The sequence below is a fragment of the Shewanella eurypsychrophilus genome, from assembly GCF_007004545.3.
GTDB lineage: Bacteria > Pseudomonadota > Gammaproteobacteria > Enterobacterales > Shewanellaceae > Shewanella > Shewanella eurypsychrophilus.
Genome location: NZ_CP045503.2, coordinates 3365734 through 3386093, shown reverse-complemented (window position 1 = coordinate 3386093; position 20360 = coordinate 3365734). Strand labels below are relative to the sequence as shown.

Annotated in this window: 18 protein-coding genes; 7 read left to right on the top strand and 11 right to left on the bottom strand. The window is 43.1% G+C overall.

What is annotated here, in order from left to right:
- Positions 1-21: 21 nt before the first annotated feature.
- Entirely contained in the window at positions 22-2124 is a 2103-nt protein-coding gene (locus FM038_RS14360) for a TonB-dependent siderophore receptor (RefSeq protein ID WP_142874062.1), read from the top strand.
- Positions 2125-2309: 185 nt separating this feature from the next.
- Here the strand turns inward: FM038_RS14360 and FM038_RS14355 are convergent, their stop codons facing one another.
- Both FM038_RS14355 and FM038_RS14350 read right to left on the bottom strand, forming a co-directional pair.
- Entirely contained in the window at positions 2310-2885 is a 576-nt protein-coding gene (locus FM038_RS14355; protein WP_142874061.1) for a VOC family protein, read from the bottom strand.
- Positions 2886-2911: 26 nt separating this feature from the next.
- Positions 2912-3376: a L,D-transpeptidase family protein gene (locus FM038_RS14350; RefSeq protein ID WP_419555646.1), complete on the bottom strand. Its 465-nt coding sequence runs from the start codon at positions 3374-3376 to the stop codon at positions 2912-2914.
- A gap of 320 nt (positions 3377-3696) precedes the next feature.
- Between FM038_RS14350 and FM038_RS14345 the strand changes: the two genes are divergently transcribed.
- Together FM038_RS14345 and FM038_RS14340 are read left to right on the top strand one after the other, a co-directional pair.
- Positions 3697-4536 carry an ion transporter gene (locus FM038_RS14345; protein WP_199242697.1) on the top strand — a complete coding sequence of 280 codons (840 nt, stop codon included), beginning with the start codon at positions 3697-3699 and terminating at the stop codon, positions 4534-4536.
- Positions 4537-4592: 56 nt separating this feature from the next.
- The gene (locus FM038_RS14340) at positions 4593-6125 is read left to right on the top strand and encodes an MATE family efflux transporter (protein ID WP_142874060.1); all 1533 of its coding nucleotides are present in this window, start codon (positions 4593-4595) and stop codon (positions 6123-6125) included.
- An 89-nt stretch (positions 6126-6214) separates the two neighbouring features.
- Here the strand turns inward: FM038_RS14340 and FM038_RS14335 are convergent, their stop codons facing one another.
- From FM038_RS14335 to FM038_RS14320, 4 genes are all read right to left on the bottom strand, one after another.
- A complete protein-coding gene (locus FM038_RS14335; protein WP_142874059.1) occupies positions 6215-6445 on the bottom strand; it encodes a DUF2986 domain-containing protein in 231 nt (76 codons plus the stop codon).
- 210 nt (positions 6446-6655) lie between these two features.
- Positions 6656-7102 (bottom strand): hypothetical protein, encoded by a 447-nt coding sequence (locus tag FM038_RS14330; RefSeq protein WP_142874058.1) that lies wholly within the window; start codon positions 7100-7102, stop codon positions 6656-6658.
- A 173-nt stretch (positions 7103-7275) separates the two neighbouring features.
- Positions 7276-7632 (bottom strand): glutathione S-transferase N-terminal domain-containing protein, encoded by a 357-nt coding sequence (locus tag FM038_RS14325; protein ID WP_142874057.1) that lies wholly within the window; start codon positions 7630-7632, stop codon positions 7276-7278.
- Positions 7633-7701: 69 nt separating this feature from the next.
- Positions 7702-10830 (bottom strand): DUF748 domain-containing protein, encoded by a 3129-nt coding sequence (locus FM038_RS14320; RefSeq protein ID WP_199242696.1) that lies wholly within the window; start codon positions 10828-10830, stop codon positions 7702-7704.
- A 140-nt stretch (positions 10831-10970) separates the two neighbouring features.
- On the opposite strand from FM038_RS14320, the gene FM038_RS14315 reads away from it, so the two are divergent.
- Positions 10971-11987 (top strand): 2Fe-2S iron-sulfur cluster-binding protein, encoded by a 1017-nt coding sequence (locus tag FM038_RS14315; protein ID WP_142874056.1) that lies wholly within the window; start codon positions 10971-10973, stop codon positions 11985-11987.
- 16 nt (positions 11988-12003) lie between these two features.
- On the opposite strand, the gene FM038_RS14310 is transcribed toward FM038_RS14315, so the two are convergent.
- Positions 12004-12396 carry a VOC family protein gene (locus FM038_RS14310; protein WP_142874055.1) on the bottom strand — a complete coding sequence of 131 codons (393 nt, stop codon included), beginning with the start codon at positions 12394-12396 and terminating at the stop codon, positions 12004-12006.
- 237 nt (positions 12397-12633) lie between these two features.
- Here FM038_RS14310 and FM038_RS14305 point away from each other — a divergent pair, with 237 nt between their 5' ends.
- The 3 genes from FM038_RS14305 to FM038_RS14295 all read left to right on the top strand — a co-directional run bounded on the left by FM038_RS14305 (position 12634) and on the right by FM038_RS14295 (position 14353).
- Positions 12634-13026: a GNAT family N-acetyltransferase gene (locus tag FM038_RS14305; protein ID WP_142874054.1), complete on the top strand. Its 393-nt coding sequence runs from the start codon at positions 12634-12636 to the stop codon at positions 13024-13026.
- A 156-nt stretch (positions 13027-13182) separates the two neighbouring features.
- Positions 13183-13890, top strand: coding sequence for a DUF445 domain-containing protein (locus FM038_RS14300; protein WP_142874053.1), 708 nt, complete (start codon positions 13183-13185; stop codon positions 13888-13890).
- A gap of 112 nt (positions 13891-14002) precedes the next feature.
- On the top strand, positions 14003-14353 hold the full coding sequence (locus FM038_RS14295; RefSeq protein WP_142874052.1) for a VOC family protein: 351 nt from the start codon (positions 14003-14005) through the stop codon (positions 14351-14353).
- A gap of 215 nt (positions 14354-14568) precedes the next feature.
- Here the strand turns inward: FM038_RS14295 and asnB are convergent, their stop codons facing one another.
- The 4 genes from asnB to FM038_RS14275 all read right to left on the bottom strand — a co-directional run bounded on the left by asnB (position 14569) and on the right by FM038_RS14275 (position 20354).
- A complete protein-coding gene (asnB, locus tag FM038_RS14290; protein ID WP_142874051.1) occupies positions 14569-16245 on the bottom strand; it encodes an asparagine synthase B in 1677 nt (558 codons plus the stop codon).
- Positions 16246-16693: 448 nt separating this feature from the next.
- A complete protein-coding gene (locus tag FM038_RS14285) occupies positions 16694-18388 on the bottom strand; it encodes a M28 family metallopeptidase (RefSeq protein WP_142874050.1) in 1695 nt (564 codons plus the stop codon).
- Positions 18389-18536: 148 nt separating this feature from the next.
- Entirely contained in the window at positions 18537-19283 is a 747-nt protein-coding gene (locus tag FM038_RS14280) for an HAD-IIA family hydrolase (RefSeq protein ID WP_142874049.1), read from the bottom strand.
- 282 nt (positions 19284-19565) lie between these two features.
- Entirely contained in the window at positions 19566-20354 is a 789-nt protein-coding gene (locus FM038_RS14275; protein WP_142874048.1) for an autotransporter outer membrane beta-barrel domain-containing protein, read from the bottom strand.
- Between the last annotated feature and the right edge of the window lie 6 nt (positions 20355-20360).

Sequence of the window (20360 nt, the reverse complement as noted above, 5' to 3'; positions counted from 1 at the left end):
CTCAGACAGATTGGATCGCTAATGTTCCCTTTAAATAAGCCATTTGTGGCTGTATTGACCGCAATCAGCCCTTTTTACCTCTATGCCGATCACAGTGATCATCAACATCATCAGGATATTGAAATTATTAGCGTGATGGGAACCAAGCAGCCTGTTGCGACAAACAGCTCGGCCATGAAGATGGATATGAGCCAGCTAGATACGCCCGGTTCTATTTCTGTCTACGGAAGTGAATTAATTGAGGCGCAGCGAGCGACGACCTTGGGGCAAGTATTAAAGAATGATGCTAGCGTGTCTGTGGGTAATGTTCGGCGTAATCGAGAACGTTTTTACATGCGGGGTTTTGTGCTAGAGCCGGATCAAAGCTATTTGCGGGACGGGCAATTTCATCTATCACGCTACGCTCAACCTATTGAACTTTATGACAGAGTCGAAGTGCTCAAGGGGCCATCGGCTCTACTTTATGGTAAGTCTACCCCTGGTGGCATGATTAACTTAGTCACTAAACGGGCTGTTGATGAATTGCAGTTTAATTTTCAACAAGAGTTTGGCTCCTTTGGGTTTAATCAATCAGTGTTGGATGTCGGTGGTGGTTTAAACGGATCGGGTAGCATTCGCTCGAGAGCTATTTTATCAAAATCATCTCAAGATGGCTGGCGCAAATATAAGGATGGCAGCCATGCGAGTCAGGACCGCTTTGTTGGGGCCTTGATGCTAGAGGCAGATCTGAGTGATGATACCAGCGTGAGTGTCAATTATGACCGCACTGAGGATGAAGGCGGTATTGAGATGGGGCCGCAGCATCTCAAGAATAAACAGACCGGAAAGTATGAGTTGGCCGGTAAAAGGGATTATATCTGGGATATGCCTTGGTCTAACCGTGAATCGACGGTTGAGAATATTGGTTTCACACTCAATTCTGATCTCGATGATAGCTGGTCTATCAATATGGGCTACAACCAGCAGCAGCACGAGCGCAAAACCTTAGAGAGTTTGTATGGCAAGGTGCAGGATGTAGATCTTGCTAAAGGGACGTATGCACTGCGCGGTCGCAATACCTATGAAAAATTTGACGTATCGACGGCTTTTTTTGATCTCAAGGGGGAGTTTTACACTGGTGAGGTGCATCACAGAGTGTTAATGGGCACGAGTCTGGTGGATTACGAGCGCAGTGGCCGCGAGAAGAAAATGAAAATTGCAGCTAGAGTGGATATGAGTGATAAACAGGTCATCGACAGGCCCGATGAACTGGATTATCGATATGGTGACCCACTCACGCGTGTTCAAAGACAAACTTATGGTGTTTATGTCCAAGACATGATCGAGTTTAATGATCATTGGCATCTGTTAGCGGGGGTGAGATTTGATAGGGAGCAGACTAAAGAAGCGACCCATAACAACATCTTGCCTAAACTGGGCTTGCTGTATCATCCTACAGAAAGTACCACCCTGTACACCACCTATAGCGAAAGCTTTGAGCCGAAAGATCCCGTCTCAAATACAGACGATAAACACTATGGTAAGTCCTTAGACGCAGAGCGTGGTCAGTCGATTGAGTTTGGCGCGAAAGGGGAGTTTCTCGATGGTGGCTTGTTTATTTCCACGGCGCTATTTTCCATTGAGAAAAGCAACAAGGTGGTGACAGATAAACGTGGCAAGCAACCCGTCACGACTCAGAGTGGTAAGGTGCGCCATCAAGGGATTGAGCTTTCTCTAGAGGGGAGATTAACTGATAGCTTATCGATACTGACATCTATGATGTACCTAGATGCCAGAATTACTCAAGACCCTCTCTATGCGGGGAAGCGCTCTAAAGACACGCCAAAATTTAGCACCAGTACTTGGTTTAATTATGACGTCACAGACAATAGCCAGCTATCTCTAGGTGCAGTATATGTGGGTGAGCGATTTGGTGATACACCTAATGAGTTCTCGAAAGAAGCTTATGTGAAAGTAGATATGGGTTATAGCCATAAGGTTAATTTTGCTAATGATCATCAGGCGATATTTAGAGTCAACATTGACAACCTATTGAATGCTGATTACCTCAGAGGTGGCTGTAGTAACAGTGCCATGTTTGGCGATGGACGCTCTATCAAGGCATCGGTGCAGTACAAGTTCTAGAAAAATTTAGAGAGAGCATTAACTCGATAGAAGGCCGTTTCGGTTCGACATTGGACGCTAATATCAGTCGCTAAAAATAAAAAGGTGAGCTAATGGCTCACCTTTTTAATCTCATATGCTTTTTAAGTTTATACCAATTGGTACTAGTATAAGTTCCAGTGAGCGAAGCGTTAGCCAGTAGAATGCTAGTCGGCTTGCTCTGATGCGATCACGGCTTTAATGCTATGTGGATGGATCTTGATGCAGATATTGTCTTTCTTAAAGGCAATCGTCGGGTTAGCTAAACGCTCATGTTCCCCTTGAGGCGAGCTCATTTTGACGTTTATCTCTGTTTGTCCAGCAAGCACTGCTTGCAGTTGAGGCGCTAAGGCTATCAGTTCTTGGCTAAGCGCTTCACAGGTCTTCGCAGCGCAGGGTAATACCAGCTCAATATGCTCCCAACCTTCTACCGGATACTGTTTATCACTCGGATAAGGCAGTTCAACACAGTCTATGCTCATCTCTGCCAATTGCATGGGGCTATCTAGCTCGAAAATTAAAATAGGCCGGCCGTTGATCATGTTATTTGAGATGATTTTACCTTGCTGAGTAAAGTCATCACTCAGCAGTTTCGCAGCTTCGTTAGTGTTGACTCGTAATGCGACATGATCGCAACACAGTTGTAATTTCTGCAGCCCAAGTTCATCTAAAAAGGCCGTGATCTGACCGGAGAAAGCTGGCCAGGTATCTATTAACACCTGTGCTGATAGTGTGTTCTTCATGGTGGGGAAATCCAAGTCTTAGGGGATTAAGGCAATATTTCGATTGGGGTTCCGGTATCGATAGCGCGCCATAATTCATCCATCTGGGGGTTAGTAATGGCGATGCAGCCGTCGGTCCAATTATATTGTTGTGCTTGTTCGGCGCTGAGATCTGATTTAGGGTTTTGTCCGTGGATCATGATCTGTCCACCTGGCTGAATACCTAAAGCACTGGCTCTTAGTTTATCTTCTTCATTTGGATATGAAATATGTATCGCGCGGTAATAGGCGCTGTCAGACTTTTTATAGTCGAGTATGTAGCGGCCTTCAGGAGTGCGTTGATCGCCTTCGGTGAGTTTATGGCCTGAAGGTCGGTCACCCAATGCGATGCGATAGCGTCGTAATATTTTTCCATCACGCATTAATGCCATGGTCGCAGTGGATTTAGTGACTACAACCAGATCAATTTTACCGATATTGGCTACGGTGGAGCTTGATAAGGAGTTTTGCATTGAGCTGACCGCTGAGGCCGTTAAAGACAGACTCGCGCCAATGACTAGAACTAATAGTGAAATAAAAATGCGCATCAGCTAATAAAAACTCATCAAAAATGGATGTACTTGCCTAATGATACCTTAATCTGACAATAAGCAAAGTGTCTCTAAAGAGTACTGTGTTTGGTATTGGGATGGATCAGTGGCAAAATAGCCGATGAGTCTGGTTACGTGCCTTAATTAAACCCAAGTGCGAAACTAGAACTGAGTTTAGGGCAAACTCAGCTTACTGTGTTCAGACATTTCAATTACATCCAGATCAAGGAACGTGTGTTTTCATGCATCAAGAGCAACCACCTGTGAGCGGCGATACTGTGCGCCTCAAGCTTCGTAGGATAATTTTCGGAACAGATACTAAATTGGGGCGATATTTTGATATCAGCCTGATGGTCTGCATCATTCTCAGTGTCGCACTAGTCTTTTTAGATACCGTTGCCAGTATTCATGACAAATATGGAGAGTGGATTGGCGTGTTGGAGTGGGGGTTTACCCTTATCTTTACTGCCGAATATCTTCTTCGACTTTACTGCTCGGCGCATCCCATTCGTTATGCGCGGAGTTTTTATGGTGTGGTGGATCTCTTATCTGTGCTGCCTAGCTATTTAGCATTATTCTTTCCTGGGGCGAGTTTTACACTGGTTATCAGAATATTAAGGCTGTTTAGAATCTTCAGAGTCTTTAAATTGTTACGATATCTTAGCGAAGGCAATATTTTGTTAAGGGCTATGATACAGTCAGGCCGTAAAGTCTTTATCTTTTTCTTTTCTGTGAGCCTAATCGTCATGGTCCTCAGTGCTGTGATGTATGTGGTTGAGGGACCTGCAAATGGCTTCACCTCGATCCCTAAGTCGATCTATTGGACGATTGTCACTATAACGACGGTGGGTTATGGCGATATTACACCAGGTACTAATTTAGGTCAGGCTATCGCGGCTTTGACCATGTTATTGGGCTATTCCATTATTGCTATCCCAACCGGAATATTAACTGCTGAGATCTCTCAGGAGATCAGTAGGCATAAAGATCTTAGGCGTTGTAGTAACTGCCTAAAAACAGGTCATGAAAATGATGCGGTTTTTTGTGACCACTGTGGCAGCGAACTGGAAAAAGAACTCTAAGTCTGAGTGATAAATACGAATACTTTTAATTCGGTAAGATAAGATCAAGGAAAGAGATGACCACAGCTAAATTTGTTCAAGGCTCTATCATGCGTCACATCATGGTGATGAGTTCTACCGCCGCGGTGGGGATCTCAGCGCTCTTCGTGGTCGATTTGATCGATATATTCTTCTTAAGTTTGCTTGGGGAGCAGGAGCTAGCAGCAGCCGTTGGCTATGCGGGTACCATCTCGTTTTTCACCACATCAATTGGCATAGGATTATCTATCGCGTTAGGCGCGCTGGTTTCACGTTCAATAGGTGCTAAAGACCACGAGACGGCTAAACGCCTGTTACTTAACAGTGCTATTGTCACCTTGCTGATGTCACTTGTGGTATCGGCCATTGTGACTACGTTTATTCCTGAGATGTTATCTCTTGTCGGAGCGAAAGGACATACGGCAGAGTTGGCCGCAGATTACCTGTATATATTAGTGCCGTCACTGCCTTTTATCTGTCTGGCAATGGCGCTTGGTGCGGCATTGCGAGCAGTGGGGGACGCTAAACTCTCCATGATGTCTACCTTAGCGGGTGGCGGCGTAAATCTGGTACTCGATCCTATTTTTATTTTTGCTTTAAGTATGGGAATTGAAGGGGCGGCGGTGGCCTCTGTCTTTGCCCGTTTAGCTGTGCTAATTATCGCCGCTCGTGGCGTGATCGTTAAGCACAAACTGTTTGGCCAGTTTAATATGCCTCACTTTATTGCCGATCTGAAACCTATTTTTGCGATTGCAGGCCCAGCTATGATGACAAATATAGCCACTCCGATCGGCAATGCGGTAGTCACTCGTGCCATTGCCGATTTTGGTGATGGTTATGTTGCTGGTTGGGCGGTAATAGGCAGAATAATACCCGTATCTTTTGGGATGATTTTTGCTCTTTCTGGTGCAATCGGTCCAATTGTTGGTCAGAACTTTGGCGCTCATGAGTTTGATAGGGTTAAAGAGAGCTTGACTAAGGCGCTGCAGTTTTGTGCCTTGTATGTGATTGTGGTGTCGCTGATCTTAATGTCTCTGCAAGAGCAGATAGTGTCCGTCTTTGATATGAAAGGGGATAGCGCTGAGATTATCCGCTTCTTTTGTACCTATATCGCCGTGTTCTTTGTGTTCTCTGGCGCACTCTTCGTGTCTAATGCCTCTTTTAATAATTTGGGTAAGGCTAAGTATTCGACCTTCTTCAATGTAGGCAAGGCAACTGTGGGAACTATACCTTTTGTTTATTTTGGAGCGAAGTGGGGGGGCGTTGAAGGTGTGCTGATTGGACAATCAATCGGAGGCATTATTTTTGGTATACTCGGTGTCATAACGGCCTTTTATTGGTTAGAAAAGGTGAGAGTGACAACCTTAAGCGAGTCCGTTGAATTAAGTTCAGATGAAGAGAAAGCAAAATTTAGAGCACAGCAAGAACTCGATGCGGATATGAGTCCAAGCAGTCCTAATCCACTCTCATCTTCGTGCGCCCAAATGGCGCAGATCAGCGAAGAGCAAGACTGTGAAGCGAGTAATAAAGTGACCGATCTGCTTAAAGTCTCAGATAATAAGGCCAGCTAAACCCTAGCTTGTTGAGACGTAACAAAAAGGGAGCCTTAGGCTCCCTTTTTAGTCTTCTAGATATCTAGAATGACGGATATGGTGACTTTCTAGTCTTTTGCTTCAGAAGAACCCTGTGGCTCAGATTCTGGTTTATTTTCCGAGATGGACTCACTGGCTTCAGCTGTCGTCTTTAATGCGGCTTCTGCTTGCTCTTGAGCTAATGCTTTAGCACGATCGGCTTTTGAGATATATTTCTTAATCGTAGGAGCAGTATGCTTATTTTTACGAGCCTTGGCACGCTTCGCCGTTAGCTTGATCATTTTCTGTTTTTTATTCATGGCTCTCTACCGAACTAAATATATATCTGGCGCTCGTATAGCGACAGATTGAAACTGGGAGCGGATTTTAACTTAATCTGCTCCACCAAGCTAGTCACTGAGCCGTGTTCATGTATAAAACTTGACTGTGAGTGTGACTTAATTCAGTAAAAGCAGCTCGGAACGGGTGTTTAACTAAGGCCTGCTGACCTTTCATGGCATCTCTTTCTACTAGGAAGAGAATTTCTCTCTGTCTTCATCAGTTGCACCTTCGTTACATTCTCCACGGATCTCCCCACGACCCACTTCAATGATCCGGCTTAATTCCATATAACCTTCACGGCAGTATCCGGTCATATCTAAAGTTTTAGTTAAGCCAAGTTCAATTTGTTCAGTCCAGTCACTTAAATCAACCTCATTGCGACTAGAGCGAGAACGCTTAGCACTTTTGGCTTGCTCGGCCCTTTGCTGATGAGGCAGCTGTGAAGCATAATCATCTGTTTGAGCAAGTTTTGCCTTATAAGTAAATAATTTAATACCGTTGCCACGAATATCTGTTTTGAATCTGTCTTTTACTTTTGCATCAAAATCAGCCGGGTCTGTTTTTGTGCCTGCACAAGAGCTAAGCAAGTTAATCAATACTAAGGAGATGCATATTTTTATTAGATGTTTAGGCATGCTGACTCTGTTGTTGTTATGAACTAGGGCTGGTAGCCAGTTTTATCTTAGCAATACCGATGGGTATCAGTTCCAGCAGGATAACGTAAAAGTAACAGGTTCGCAGTTTATTGACAGTCTTTTACATAGATTGGTCAATGAATAAGCGACCAGTGAAGGCCGCTTATAGACAGTTAAGCGAAACGCTTATCTAGGTATGTGATGATATCTGAAGATTCGTACATCCAGCGTGTTTCACCATTTTCTTCTATACGTAAACAAGGCACTTTTGCGAAGCCGCCTTGTTCAATCAGTGTTTGCTGGTGGGTATCTTTCTTTGCATCGATTGTTGCAATATTAAGGCCTTGACGACGCATGGCACGGCGCACCTTGACGCAGAAAGGGCATGCCTTGTATTGGTATAAAGACAATAGCTTAGTTTCACCATCAACTTTAACTTGCTCATCCACTGGACGCTTACGCTTCTTGGGAGTAAAAATGAAATTTAAAATGAGAATGATACGGCCTAAGATCCAACGTACAACAAACATGAGCTACCTCTGGTTAAGTCAAAAAGCGGCCAAAGTGTAACTCATGTATGTCAAATTTTGAATCTTTGTTTATCCGGCGCCTAAAGTGAGTACTGCCTCCTGAGCTTTTTTATTGATATCCACGCGGCTGTCTAGTAAAAATACTCTTTCTGGTGGGATCTTATTTACCTCAACGAGGTGGGCTTTGATCACCCGAGCACGTTCACTGGCGAGTGTCCCCAAAGCGGTATCATCAAGCACTTCCTTCTTTAAGCTAAAGTTATAAAGCGCAATATGCCACTCCTTAATGAGTTGCTCCTCGGTCAATGCTTGTCCCTCGGACTTTAATGCAATCTCATTTTTCAGTTCGCTGGCTTTACTGTTATAAAGCGTTTCATAGGTGGTCATTAAGGCTATTGAGAGTGGACCTTGATTAGGGAATGTACTGGCAGAGAGCGCTTCGGGCATATCTGCTGGTTCTGTCTGACTCACAAGGGCAATCTCTTGTTCCAGTAACAGCTCTTTGAGTACTCTGCTGTCGCTGATAGCTGAAACACTTCCCTTAACACTCAGAGTTAAGCCAGGTCTTTCGATCATCCCCTTTGCTAAGGTTGCTAGTTTTCTTTTTTCTGCATCTGACAATTTGGCTAATCCGCTTTCAAAACTGATTTTGTCTAACTCCTCATCTTCACCGAACATGCCTGCAAGTAGAGTGAATGGTGCGGTAACAGCTTTAGTAATGAGATTACCAAAAGCGGTCATGATGATACTACCAAAGCTAAATTCAGGTGAGTCGAGGTCGCCAGATACCTGAAGGCCGAGATCGATAACCCCGTGTCTATCCTGTAGCAGTGCAATGGCAAGCGTTACTGGCATGGTCGTCGCCAAACTACTATCGCTGGGTTCACCAAGCTTGAGTTGATTAACAACTAGGTGGTTGTTGCCAATGAGTTTATTGTCATCCAGCAGGTAGTTTAATTCGAGTGATATTTGGCCTTTATCAATATAATAGCCAGCATATGTTCCAGAATATGGATTAATAGAGGTGAGCTCGACACTATTGAAATCAAGTTGTAGGTCTAAATAGGGGTTGTCGAGCAAAGGGTTGATTTCACCTTTTAATGAAACTGGGGCATACCGGTCAATTTTACCTGATATGTCGACCTTTGCCGCCTCTTTTGCCGTGGAGGAGAGTTGGCTTATCTTGCCTTCTAGCTGTTCTATACTTGCTGCAAAATTAGGTTTCAGAGAGTTATCGGCAAAGAAGGTAGAGCCATCAATGAAACTTATTGAACCCACTTCAATAGCGAGTGCTGTAACTGGCTTTTGCACCTCTTTTACCTGAATCGTTTCAGAATATTTTGCAGGTACAAAATCTTTATTTTCGACATTCGTTGTGCCTTTATCATCAATTGCTGTTGTGACTAAAAGCTCTTCAAAGTTGGTACTTCTGTCTTCTGCAATAATTATCCGGCTGTAGGGTTGAAGAAAGTTAATATTTTCAATCCCAAGCGTATTTTTGGCTTTATCAAAGTCGATATTGTTTATCTGCATTGTGTCCCATTTGAGTAAGGTTTTTTTATGCAGATTATCTTTAACGAGGAGATCATCAATCTCAAGGTTACCACTAAATGTAAGCTCTTCAGTCAATGTGGCTGTGATGTCAGCCTCTGTATTGAACTTACCTTGCTTTAGGGTGATATTGAGGTAAGGAGATATGTAGTCTTGTAACTGAGCTAAGGCAAAATCAGACAGTTTAATGTTGGCGTCTAACTGTTGTGATTGCAGATCGACGGAGCCCGTTGAATTGAAGCGGCCCAGCTGATTAATATCAAAATCTAATTGATACTCGATAGGAGTGGTTAAGTTTGAGTGAATTGCCGCTGTCGTTAAGTTTAAGGGAGCTATACGCCACAGCGTGCTATCTGTCATTAAGCGTTCAGTCAGCTTAATATCATAGGTTTTGAGTTCGATAGCGTTGAGGCTCGCTGACCATACTGGATCAATTTCTTCCCCATTAGCATTAGCATTAGCTCTTGCTAAATCATTATTGATCAACGGATCATTCTCGAGGTTATCGAGGCTGCTATCGACTTGATTACTGGGATCTTGATTGAAGCTAGCGGGCATAAATAGTGGCAAAATATCAACACCGTTAGCGGCTATTGTGGCCTCAAGATTGAAATTCTCACTGTAGAGTTTATTCGCTTCAATTTGTCTGTTTTGAACGTCTAAGGAAATGCCATCTATTGTTAATAATGGTAGGGAAAGTATCTGCGACTCTTCATGGGAAAAAACAATATCCTCTAGGGTAAATTGACCATTTTCTGTGATGAATTGCAGTGAGTCATTTGGAGTGTCCTTACTAGGTAGCAGCTTAAACTCAGTGTGAAAGCCCATATGACCATTCTGAAGTTGAGCCTGAAAATCCTCTGAGATAAATGACCAAAATTGTGGTAGTTGGATTTTAGTTAAAGAAAGCTCTCCAACAATACTTAAAGGCTCTACTTGCAGATGGCCTTGAGTTGAAATTTCACCTCCTTGTTCCCCAATAAATTTAATCGCGAAATGATTTTTTTCAATATTTTGGTCTGCCTCAATCATGTTGAGGGTGTCAAAACCGACAACTTCAAGATCTATTGAAGGGTAATGCAGGTAACTATTGGTGATCTGATCTTGATAGATGAGATCTGCGTTGATGATCTTTAGATTATCAAGGATCAAGTGTGGAATTTTAGTGGGTTCAGGGTTATTGCTAGGTGCATTCTTGTCTGTGCTAGCCAGTTGGATCAAGATATCAGAAAAATTAAATGGCTCTGTTTCGTTGTCGAGTCGCTGAACTAACAAATGAGGTTGATGTAATTTTAGATCGCACAGACTAATCGCACCATTAACCAGAGAGTGCCAAAATCTTAGTTCAAATGAGAACTCATCAAAGCCTGCAAACTCACTTGAGTCAGGCTCCCTGATGCTAAATCCCACGATGGAGACATCGAATGTAAATGGATTAATAGAGACTTGTTTTAGTTCTACAGGTCTATTCAATAGAGAGCTGAGCTGTTTTGGCACTTGCTTGGTGATGATATACGGGGTCAGCAGCCCAAGTAGAGCGGTAAAGGTTGAATAAATAATTAACAAAATACACAGATATCGTTGATACTTAGGTAACTGGCGGTATTTGTTTGACAAGATACTCATTTTTTTCGATATAACAGACATACTTACCTTCAGCGAACTTAGATGAACTTAGCTTGTCATTATTTTAACTAACTTTATATAAATGTTATGTAAATGTAGTTCAAAATATAGGCAGTTGGCCATTCATTGATGAAATAATTGAGCGGAAATCATTACTAACGATGACAAGATTTTTTTATGATGGCCAAAACTGTGAATCTCTTAATGGAGAATCGGTTTTAGATACCTTGATCCGTGAAGGACATCAGGTTAATTACTCGTGTAAAAAGGGCGCATGTAAGACCTGTCTGGTTAAACATGTTGAAGGTGAACTCTCAACCGGATCACAACGCGGATTAACGCTTAGTCTAAAACGAAATCACTACGTATGTGCCTGTCAATGTGAGCCGACACCAGGGTTAAAGCTCAAGTCGGTGTTGGTTCAAGATCTATTTATTCCGGCTCAAATCCATTCAAAAGAGTACCTTTCAGACTCAGTAGTCAAGTTGTTAATCACTTCGTCAGAGAAACTTAATCACTGCGCGGGTCAATATATCAATTTGCGCAGGTTTGATGGGCTAACACGAAGTTACGCTATTGCAAACGACCCTTGTTCGAATGAGATTGAGCTGCATGTTAGGCGTAAATATAACGGACAATTTAGTGATTGGCTTTTTAATCATGCCAGTGTCGGCGAAAGCCTACTTCTTCAGGGGCCTTGGGGACATTGTTGTTATTCTAGCGCTTATGTCGATGATGATTTGACATTGATTGCAAGTGGGACTGGGCTTGGACCCATTTATGGTATCGCTAAAGATGCTATTAAAAGTGGCCATAGAGGCGAAATAAATTTGTACCACGGCGCTAAAAATAGCAATGAACTCTATCAGCATGCAAATTTGTTGCAACTCATGCTAGAGAACAGAAACTTTACTTATCATGCTTGTATCCCCCCGTCGCAAAAAGAGGGGGCGCTGAAGTTAAGTCGAGTACACATTGGGGACCCGTTTGATATTGCTACCGCTCACAAACCAATTAAAGAGGAGCTAAATTCGAAGTCTCGACATAGGGTCTATCTTTGTGGCGAGCCAGACTTTGTGACTAGAGGTCAGGCATCGGCATTTTTAAATGGTGTTCCTTTGAAAAGGATGCATGTACTTTCATTTGAGTATAAAGATCTTAGAACCGTTCCGAGATAAACACTGATATATTGCTTTATAACCAGTCTTCAGGATTATGATAAGTGATGGCGGCGATAATGGCGCCTTCAGGATCTTTAATCCAACAAAAACGACCTATACTAGGAATATCTTCAGGTCCGTAGAGTAACTCTCCTCCCATGGTTTTCGCTTTAATGGCCACCTCATCGACATCTGATACCGTAATATATCCTGTCCAATGACTAGGGAGTTTTGGGCAAGGATTTGGCGCAATACCACCGATATGGGTGCCTTGGTTCTCAATGATATAGTAGGGGCCTTGTGGCATCTGCATCGTTTTAAACGTCCAGCCAAAAATCTCGCCGTAGAACTGCATCGATTCTTGACAGTTATTCGACGTCAATTCATGCCAGCTTAACGCACCCGGCGTGGTAAATGGTGAGCTCATCTTAATCTCCATTATTAGAAAGCCAGCAGGTGAAAATAGTAAAGTGTACTAATACATTTGGTATACGTTCAAAGTGTAGTTCAGCCAGTTTTTTTAAATGGATTAAATATTTTAGAAATCTTGCTTAACATTTCAACTTATGTGTTAAGGTTATGTAACTGAAAGGGAAGTTAGTGGCATGGCCAGATGTCGTTACTCGGTAATTTACTTATTTAGCCATAATTTCAAGGAATGAAAATGCAGATCAGAATCGCCATTGATGAAGATTTACACGCGTTAACTCCGCTTTTTGATGATTTTCGTAAAAGCCTAGGAATGCCTTCTGAGCCTGATGCTTGTAAAGAATTTATTCAGAGTCGATTGCAGGAAAATGATTCAGTTATTTTCATCGCTTTCTTAGTCGATATTCCCGTTGGTTTTATCCAACTCTACCCTTCATTTTCATCTATACAGCTTAAGCCTCTTTGGTATTTTGATGATCTCTTTGTCGTACCATCCTACAGGGGCAGAGGCTTTGCCAAAGAATTAATTAATAAAGCTAAAGGGCTGGCCGATGAAACCAAAGTGCTTGTTGTACGCCGGGACAAGTTAGCTAGCAAAGGTGTCGCGCCCATTGAGATATTGGCTTAGTGAGTGTTTTTAAGCCTGAGCCAATAGTGCTCAGGTTTTAATTATCGGCTAGTGTTGATTTTGATCCAATAATTGAACTGCTACATCTACTGTAAACTGAGTCGTCTATGATATTATGAGGAGTTTTGTTACCTGTTATAAATGTTGGAGCATAGATTGAACAAGAGTGTTATTACCAATTTGATCGCAGCAATTCTGCTCGCGGTGGGCTATTATTTTTCATCGGCAATCATCCTCAGTATTGGCTTGTTTGCGCTATCGGGCGCACTCACAAACTGGTTAGCCGTGCACATGCTTTTTGAGAAAGTTCCAGGCTTGTATGGTTCAGGCGTTATACCATCACGCTTTGAAGAATTCAAAGCGGGCATTTCTCACCTGATGATGTCGCAATTCTTTACAGACGAGAATATTGACCGTTTCTTGTCGGACCAAGGTAAGAGTAAATCTCCGATTAACCTTCAACCTGTAATTGAGAAGGTTGATATGTCCCCAGCATTTGATGCCTTAGTCACAACCGTTGAACAATCCTCTCTTGGTGGCATGCTAGCGATGTTCGGTGGCACTGAGGCTATAACTCCTTTGAAAGAACCCTTTATTGAGAAAATGAAATCTTCTTTGGTAGAGATATCTCAAAGTGAAGAATTTTATGACTTGCTCAAGGCTGAGCTTGAACAACCAGATGTATTGGCCGATATGAAAACTAAGGTCAATGAAATTGTGAGCCAAAGACTGGATGAGTTAACTCCGGAATTAGTGAAGGACATTATTCAAGAGATGATCCGTGAACACTTAGGTTGGTTGGTTGTGTGGGGCGGCGTGTTTGGTGGCATCATAGGTCTGATTGCAGCGCTGATTCAAGCTTAATTTACTCGCTATATCAAATGCTTTTAACATAGGGGGCCAAAAGGCCCCTATTTTTATTGAGACTAATTATGCTAGTTTAGTCAGAAGTGTAATGCGATGAAAAGGAAGTCATATGGCAGCTCATCATTCAATTAATTATATCGAAATACCTGTTACGGATATTGCTACGACTAAGCAATTTTTTGCTCAAGTGTTTGGTTGGGAATTTGTCGATTACGGTCCTGAATATTCCAGCTTTACCAATGCCGGCATAGCTGGTGGTTTTTTTGTTTCTGAACAGGGCTTTGATCTCGCTAAAGGCTCACCCTTGCTAGTCCTGTATTCTGCTCAGTTAGAGGCAAGCATGGCTAAGATTGAAGGCGCGGGCGCAGAGATCACTAAAGCGATATTTTCATTTCCTGGCGGTAGACGCTTTCATTTTAAAGACCTCAATGGTAATGAATTTGCCGTTTGGTCTGAATAAGAAAGCTGGCTTACTAAATAGCGTTGCAGAACATATAGCGCCTCTGACGACAAGAGTACAAAGTCTGACGATTGAGGTGAGGGATATCAATCAACAGCACTATTTTAAGAAGCTGGCTTAAGAAGAAAGTTTAGGCAGTTAGTCGAAAGTTAAGCTAAATTCATATAATAAAAAAAGCAGCCAGTGGCTGCTTTCTGTTCTTGTATCAGTCGGTATTAATAAGCACTATCGTGTACAGATTGAACCGCACGTCCCGATGGGTCGATGATACCTCGCAGGCTCTCATCCCAGGCTAACGCTTCCGGTGTTGAACAAGCGACAGACTTTCCACCTGGTACGGTTTCAGCTGCTGAGGCTAATGGAAACTGCTCCTCAAAGAAACAGCGATAGTAGTAGCCTTCTTTGGTATCTGGCGTGTTATAAGCAAACCTAAATTTGGCGTTGGCCAATTGTAGATCATCGACTTTCTCGGCAGCCAACTCCTTTAAACCGTCGATCCATGAGTAACCAACTCCATCACTGAACTGTTCCTTCTGACGCCATGCAACTTCTTTAGGCAGCTTGTGCTCGAAAGCTTGACGCAGAATATGCTTTTCGATACGGCCATCCTTAGACATCTTAGCTTCCGGGTTGATGCGCATGGCAACATCCATGAACTCTTTATCTAGGAAGGGCACACGTGCCTCGAGCCCCCAGGCTGCCATTGCCTTGTTCGCACGCAGACAATCGAACAGGAATAACTTGTCTAGTTTACGCACTAGCTCTTCATGGAAAGCTTGTGCATTAGGCGCCTTATGGAAATATAAGTAACCACCGAACAGTTCATCGGCACCTTCTCCTGATAACACCATTTTGATGCCCATGGCTTTGATTTTTCGGGCCATCAGGTACATAGGAGTCGCGGCGCGAATAGTCGTTACGTCATAGGTTTCCAGATGATAAATCACATCTTTAATCGCATCGATACCGTCTTGGAAGGTAAAGGTGATCTCATGATGGATTGTCCCGATGGCATCGGCGACTTTTTTCGCCGCAATCAAGTCAGGCGCGCCTTCGAGGCCAACGGCGAAAGAGTGAAGCTGTGGCCACCAAGCGTTGCTCTCACCATCATCTTCGATACGACGTTTAGCATAAGTTTGAGTGATTGCCGAGATAACCGATGAATCCAGACCACCTGATAACAGCACACCATAAGGTACATCAGACATAAGCTGACGTTTCACTGCGGCTTCTAATGCTTCACGGATCTCATCGATACTGGCTGGGTTATCTTGAACTGCAGTAAATTCACGCCAATCACGCTGATAATAGGTTACATAACCGTCTTCTGTGTCAGTTGCTTTGTTACACAGGTATTGGCCGGGCTTAAACACTTCTACTGTTTTACATACCGGCATCAAGGCTTTCATCTCTGAGGCGATGTAGAAGTTACCTTCGGCATCTAAACCTGTGTAGAGGGGAATGATACCCATATGATCACGGCCAACCAAATACAAGTCTTTAGTCTTGTCGTAGAGCACGAAGGCGAATATGCCGTTTAGTTTATCGAGAAAGTCGACGCCGTATTCTTGATACAGAGATAAGATGACCTCACAGTCAGAGTTGGTCTGGTAAGCGTACTTATCGCCAAGTTCTGCCTTAAGCTCTTTATGGTTATAGATCTCGCCGTTGACCGCAAGAATAATGTTTCCATCACTGCTTAAAAGAGGCTGCGCACCGTTATCAATATCGACGATGGCGAGGCGCTCGTGAGCTAATATGGCTTTGTCACAGCTGTAGATCCCGGACCAGTCTGGTCCACGGTGGCGCATCAACTTAGACATTTCGAGCGCGACCTGTCGCAGTTGTGTTGCGTCTGACTTAATATCTAAAATGGCAAAAATTGAACACATAATCTAGCTCCTGCAAATCGTCGTAAACCTCAATGGGTATTACTGTGCCAGTATTTAATGCTTTTGCCAAACTCTAAATTGATAAAAAGTGAGTGAAAGTGCGATTTTCTGGCAGATCTACATGTTTAAACGGTACTTGAAATGAGTTTTATCTAACAAATGTTGAATTTTGTTGATGATAATTCGTTTTCGCTATGTGGTAGGTGGTGGGAATTGATTTTTTATCAGTGGAAATGGCTTAATGTCATTAAAAGCACTATTACCGTCAATCGTTGCTTTTTCCCTCGTTAGAGCTTGAGTGAAACTGCTATAGCAGTATGTAATAATAGGGCTCCCTAACAGCGGGAGCCATATTCAACACATCATGAATAAAAGCCATGAATAAAAGTCATGAAAAAGAGTGGTTAAGCCTACATCAATTAGCAGGCTAATTTCAGGCTAACCTGTGTTATTCAGTCAAGTTAGCCTCACTTGCTGCTCTGAGTGAATGAAACTCAGTACCTTCAAAGTAGCCCGGCCAATCCTGGCTGTTTGCTAAGGTTTCAGCTGCACTGTAATAGATGGCCAAGTCTTGTAAGGCGCCGCTAAGATCCCAATCTTCTCGGTATTCATCACAGGTATTGTGATAACAACCTTTCATCTCAGCTTTCATCATGGTCTTGTATTGCGCTGTGGCCTCATCGATAGGCTCACTGCCACCACCGGCGAACACTGCAGGCACGCCAAGCTTGGCAAAACTGAAGTGATCTGAGCGGAAAAAACCACCTGATTCAGGACGGCTTTCAGCTTTAGCAACGCGATTTTGTGATTTTAATGCATCGATCAAGTAGTCCTCTAACTGAGACTTACCTTTGCCGACAATGGTGTAATCCAAGGTGCGGCCATAGATGTTTGTGCTGTCGAGGTTAAACACGGCGACAGACTTATCTATGGGATAAATAGGGTTTGCGGCGTAATAACGAGAACCTAACAAACCTTGCTCTTCACCTGTGGTCGCGATAAACGTCACAGAGCGGTCGAGGGGCTGACCATCTTTAGCTTGCTTAGCAAACTGACGGGCTATTTCGAGAATGCCCGCCGTGCCTGAGGCGTTGTCGAGCGCTCCATTATAAATTTGATCGCCATCTTTACTCTCATCGATGCCAATATGATCCCAGTGGGCGGTAAATAACACTTGTTCATCTGGACGACTTTTCCCCGCAAGGGTGGCGACGACATTATAGCTGTTGGCATAGCTGGCGGTGCTCTCAAACTTGATACTGGCAGTTTGATTAAGCGGTATATTGATCGGGCTACTCGCTGCACGGTCGATAAGGTTAACCAAATTGAGCCCTGACTTTTCAAAGACAGAGGTTGCCGCATCCATCGTTATCCAGCCTTCAACTTGCACATGCTTATCCTGCTCAACTTTGTCGACAACTAAATCTTGTTGAGGGCCTGTCCAGCTGTTTTCTACCACGGACCAAGGATACGATGCGGCGGCGGTTTCGTGGATAATGATGGCACCTAGGGCCCCCTGTTTACTTGCCTCGCTGAACTTATAGTCCCAGCGTCCGTAGTAAGTCATGGCTTTACCATCAAACTTACCTGAGTTTGGCAGAGCAAAACCTGGGTCATTAACTAAGATAACCGCAATTTTCCCCTTCATATCCAGATCTTGATAATCGTTCCAGTCATATTCTGGCGCATTTACCCCATAACCGACAAACACAAGAGGGGCCTTGCTGATATCGACTCCGCCGTTATCGTGGCGGCTGCCGAGGACAAGATCTTTCCTGTGCTCGAGGGGTAAGTCAGCTAAGGTGATTGTTTGCTGCTCGGAGGCGATATAGGTCACCATAGGCACAGCTTGCAGGTAATCGCCCTTATTAGCGCCAACGAGTCCCATCTCTTTAAAGGCTTTAGTCAGATAGTTCAGAGTAAGGGTTTCACCTTTGGTCGTTGGTGCGCGGCCTTCAAACTCATCTGATGATAAGGTTTTGATATCTTTCCTAAAGCGATCTTCATCGAATTGAACTGGGCTGTTTACCTGACTGTTAGCTGCAGTGCTAACTTCTGAAGCGAGTGGAGAAGGGTTTTCTGTTGGGTGCTGGCTACAGGCACTAAGCAGTGCTAGCGCACATACCGGAGGCAGTAATCGCATTGGATGTCCTATTATAGTTATTTTTATAGACGAGTCACATTTATGGAGTACATCATGAATGAAGCAGGCCTACTTTGACAAGTGGGCCTGTGATTTTAATCTGAGAAAGTTGTTTCGTAATATTAATTGTCTAAGCAGAAATAGCAGCTTAAACGATATCGATATCACCGGCGCAAGCGAACACATGATTAGGACGGAAGGGTTCCAAATCGACATCACTCAGTTGACTGACACCGCTGGTAACCAAGATTGTTTCCAGACCCGCTTGAAAACCTGCCAATATGTCGGTTTTCATGTTATCGCCGATGATCACCGTATTATCTGAATGGCCATCGATATGATTCAGCGCCGAACGAATGATCCACGAGCTTGGTTTACCCACGTAAAAAGGCATACGGCCGCTAATTCGCTCGATTGGCGCACATAAGGCACCACAAGCTGGACTATGTGCCGGGCCATGGGTATCTGGATTAGTAGCGATAAAGCGAGCACCTTCGACGACGAAGCGAGCCGCTTTATGGATCATATCCCAGTTGTAAGCGCGGGTTTCACCAACGATAACAAAGTCAGGGTTGATATCAGTGATGGTAAAGCCAGCTTTATAGAGTTCGTGGGTCAGCGCGCCTTCACCGATCACGTAGGCCTTACTGCCTGTTTGATGTTTTAAAAAATCAGCGGTAGCCATGGCAGAGGTATAAAAGCACTCTTCGGGCACATTTATCCCCGCCGCGCCGAGTCTGTTTTGCAGATCTTTGCCGGTTTGGACTGGATAGTTAGTCAAGATGACTAAGGGGTTACCTTGCTCTAATACGCGGTGAATAAATTTATCACTACCAGGAATAAGCTCATTGTTGTGCAGTAGAACACCATCGATATCACAGATAATATTTTTCATTTATCAATCTCGGTATACAAAGGAATTTTAGCTAACGTCAGATAAACCATATAAAGCCAAATCCACTGTGATTACAATGATTTTTACTTAATACAGTTAGTTATTATTCTTAAGTCAGGTTAAATAGAGTATATAAGCTGTTTAGGCGGTGAGAACCGTTTAGCTGAAGTAAACTGTCACGCAAAGGGTTTTAGCAATGTAGTATCTATTCTCTATATACTCAGGCAATTGATGTTAAACATAAGCCTAAAGGCTCTAACTCATATTAGAGCCGTGATCTACTTAGAAATAGTAAGAGAAGGATATTTCGAATTTATTGTCTTTATTTACCATATTGAAATTGTTTTCGATATGTAAAGCATCAGCATCTGTACGAGTATAAGTATGGCTAAATTCAATCCAATATTTCCCATTATCAGATATCGAGTAACCCAGCCCAGTTTTGATTTTGAAAACATTAACTTTTGCATTACCAGATTTCCCACCAGTGGATTCAACATCGAGATTCATATACTGAGGTTGTACGATAACGTAACCATTCTCTGTGATAGCCCAAGATCCATAGATGTTTGTCTGGTAGCCCTTAATATCAAACTGTACATTAGCTTCGCCAGCATCTGCTTTACCCAACACATAAGCAAGATTTGGGTAGATTGAGATAGCATCAGTTATATGGATTTTTGCAATACCACCAAGAGCAATCAAATCAGTTCCAATTGAGGCATCCTCAGTTTTACTCATTTTCCAAGATTTCATATAATCAACAGAAAAGCCAACTTGCGGTATAGATCCTTCACTTACGTCGAATACTTGAAAGTATCGTAATCTAGTATCTTGAGCTTTCTTACCGTCATCGCCTGTTGTCGTCGCCGTTTTGTGTTCAATAAGACCAATAAAGCTATTACCTTCAGAGTAAGCGCCAGCAACACCTCCCATAACCGTTATTTCTTTATCACTGTTATACATACCACTAGCGAAACTATTTACCTGAGTTAAATCGCTTGGATCTATTTCATTTGCATTAGCGGCGATTGAAACTAAAACTGTCAGAGCAATAATTGAATTTTTCATATTTTT

Coding starts and splice junctions, on each gene's coding strand:
- FM038_RS14360 (WP_142874062.1), top strand. CDS start 22: ATGTTCCCTTTAAATAAGCCATTTGTGGCTGTATTGACCGCAATCAGC.
- FM038_RS14355 (WP_142874061.1), bottom strand. CDS start 2,885: ATGAAGAACACACTATCAGCACAGGTGTTAATAGATACCTGGCCAGCT.
- FM038_RS14350 (WP_419555646.1), bottom strand. CDS start 3,376: ATGCAAAACTCCTTATCAAGCTCCACCGTAGCCAATATCGGTAAAATT.
- FM038_RS14345 (WP_199242697.1), top strand. CDS start 3,697: ATGCATCAAGAGCAACCACCTGTGAGCGGCGATACTGTGCGCCTCAAG.
- FM038_RS14340 (WP_142874060.1), top strand. CDS start 4,593: ATGACCACAGCTAAATTTGTTCAAGGCTCTATCATGCGTCACATCATG.
- FM038_RS14335 (WP_142874059.1), bottom strand. CDS start 6,445: ATGAATAAAAAACAGAAAATGATCAAGCTAACGGCGAAGCGTGCCAAG.
- FM038_RS14330 (WP_142874058.1), bottom strand. CDS start 7,102: ATGCCTAAACATCTAATAAAAATATGCATCTCCTTAGTATTGATTAAC.
- FM038_RS14325 (WP_142874057.1), bottom strand. CDS start 7,632: ATGTTTGTTGTACGTTGGATCTTAGGCCGTATCATTCTCATTTTAAAT.
- FM038_RS14320 (WP_199242696.1), bottom strand. CDS start 10,830: ATGTCTGTTATATCGAAAAAAATGAGTATCTTGTCAAACAAATACCGC.
- FM038_RS14315 (WP_142874056.1), top strand. CDS start 10,971: ATGACAAGATTTTTTTATGATGGCCAAAACTGTGAATCTCTTAATGGA.
- FM038_RS14310 (WP_142874055.1), bottom strand. CDS start 12,396: ATGAGCTCACCATTTACCACGCCGGGTGCGTTAAGCTGGCATGAATTG.
- FM038_RS14305 (WP_142874054.1), top strand. CDS start 12,634: ATGCAGATCAGAATCGCCATTGATGAAGATTTACACGCGTTAACTCCG.
- FM038_RS14295 (WP_142874052.1), top strand. CDS start 14,003: ATGGCAGCTCATCATTCAATTAATTATATCGAAATACCTGTTACGGAT.
- asnB (WP_142874051.1), bottom strand. CDS start 16,245: ATGTGTTCAATTTTTGCCATTTTAGATATTAAGTCAGACGCAACACAA.
- FM038_RS14285 (WP_142874050.1), bottom strand. CDS start 18,388: ATGCGATTACTGCCTCCGGTATGTGCGCTAGCACTGCTTAGTGCCTGT.
- FM038_RS14280 (WP_142874049.1), bottom strand. CDS start 19,283: ATGAAAAATATTATCTGTGATATCGATGGTGTTCTACTGCACAACAAT.
- FM038_RS14275 (WP_142874048.1), bottom strand. CDS start 20,354: ATGAAAAATTCAATTATTGCTCTGACAGTTTTAGTTTCAATCGCCGCT.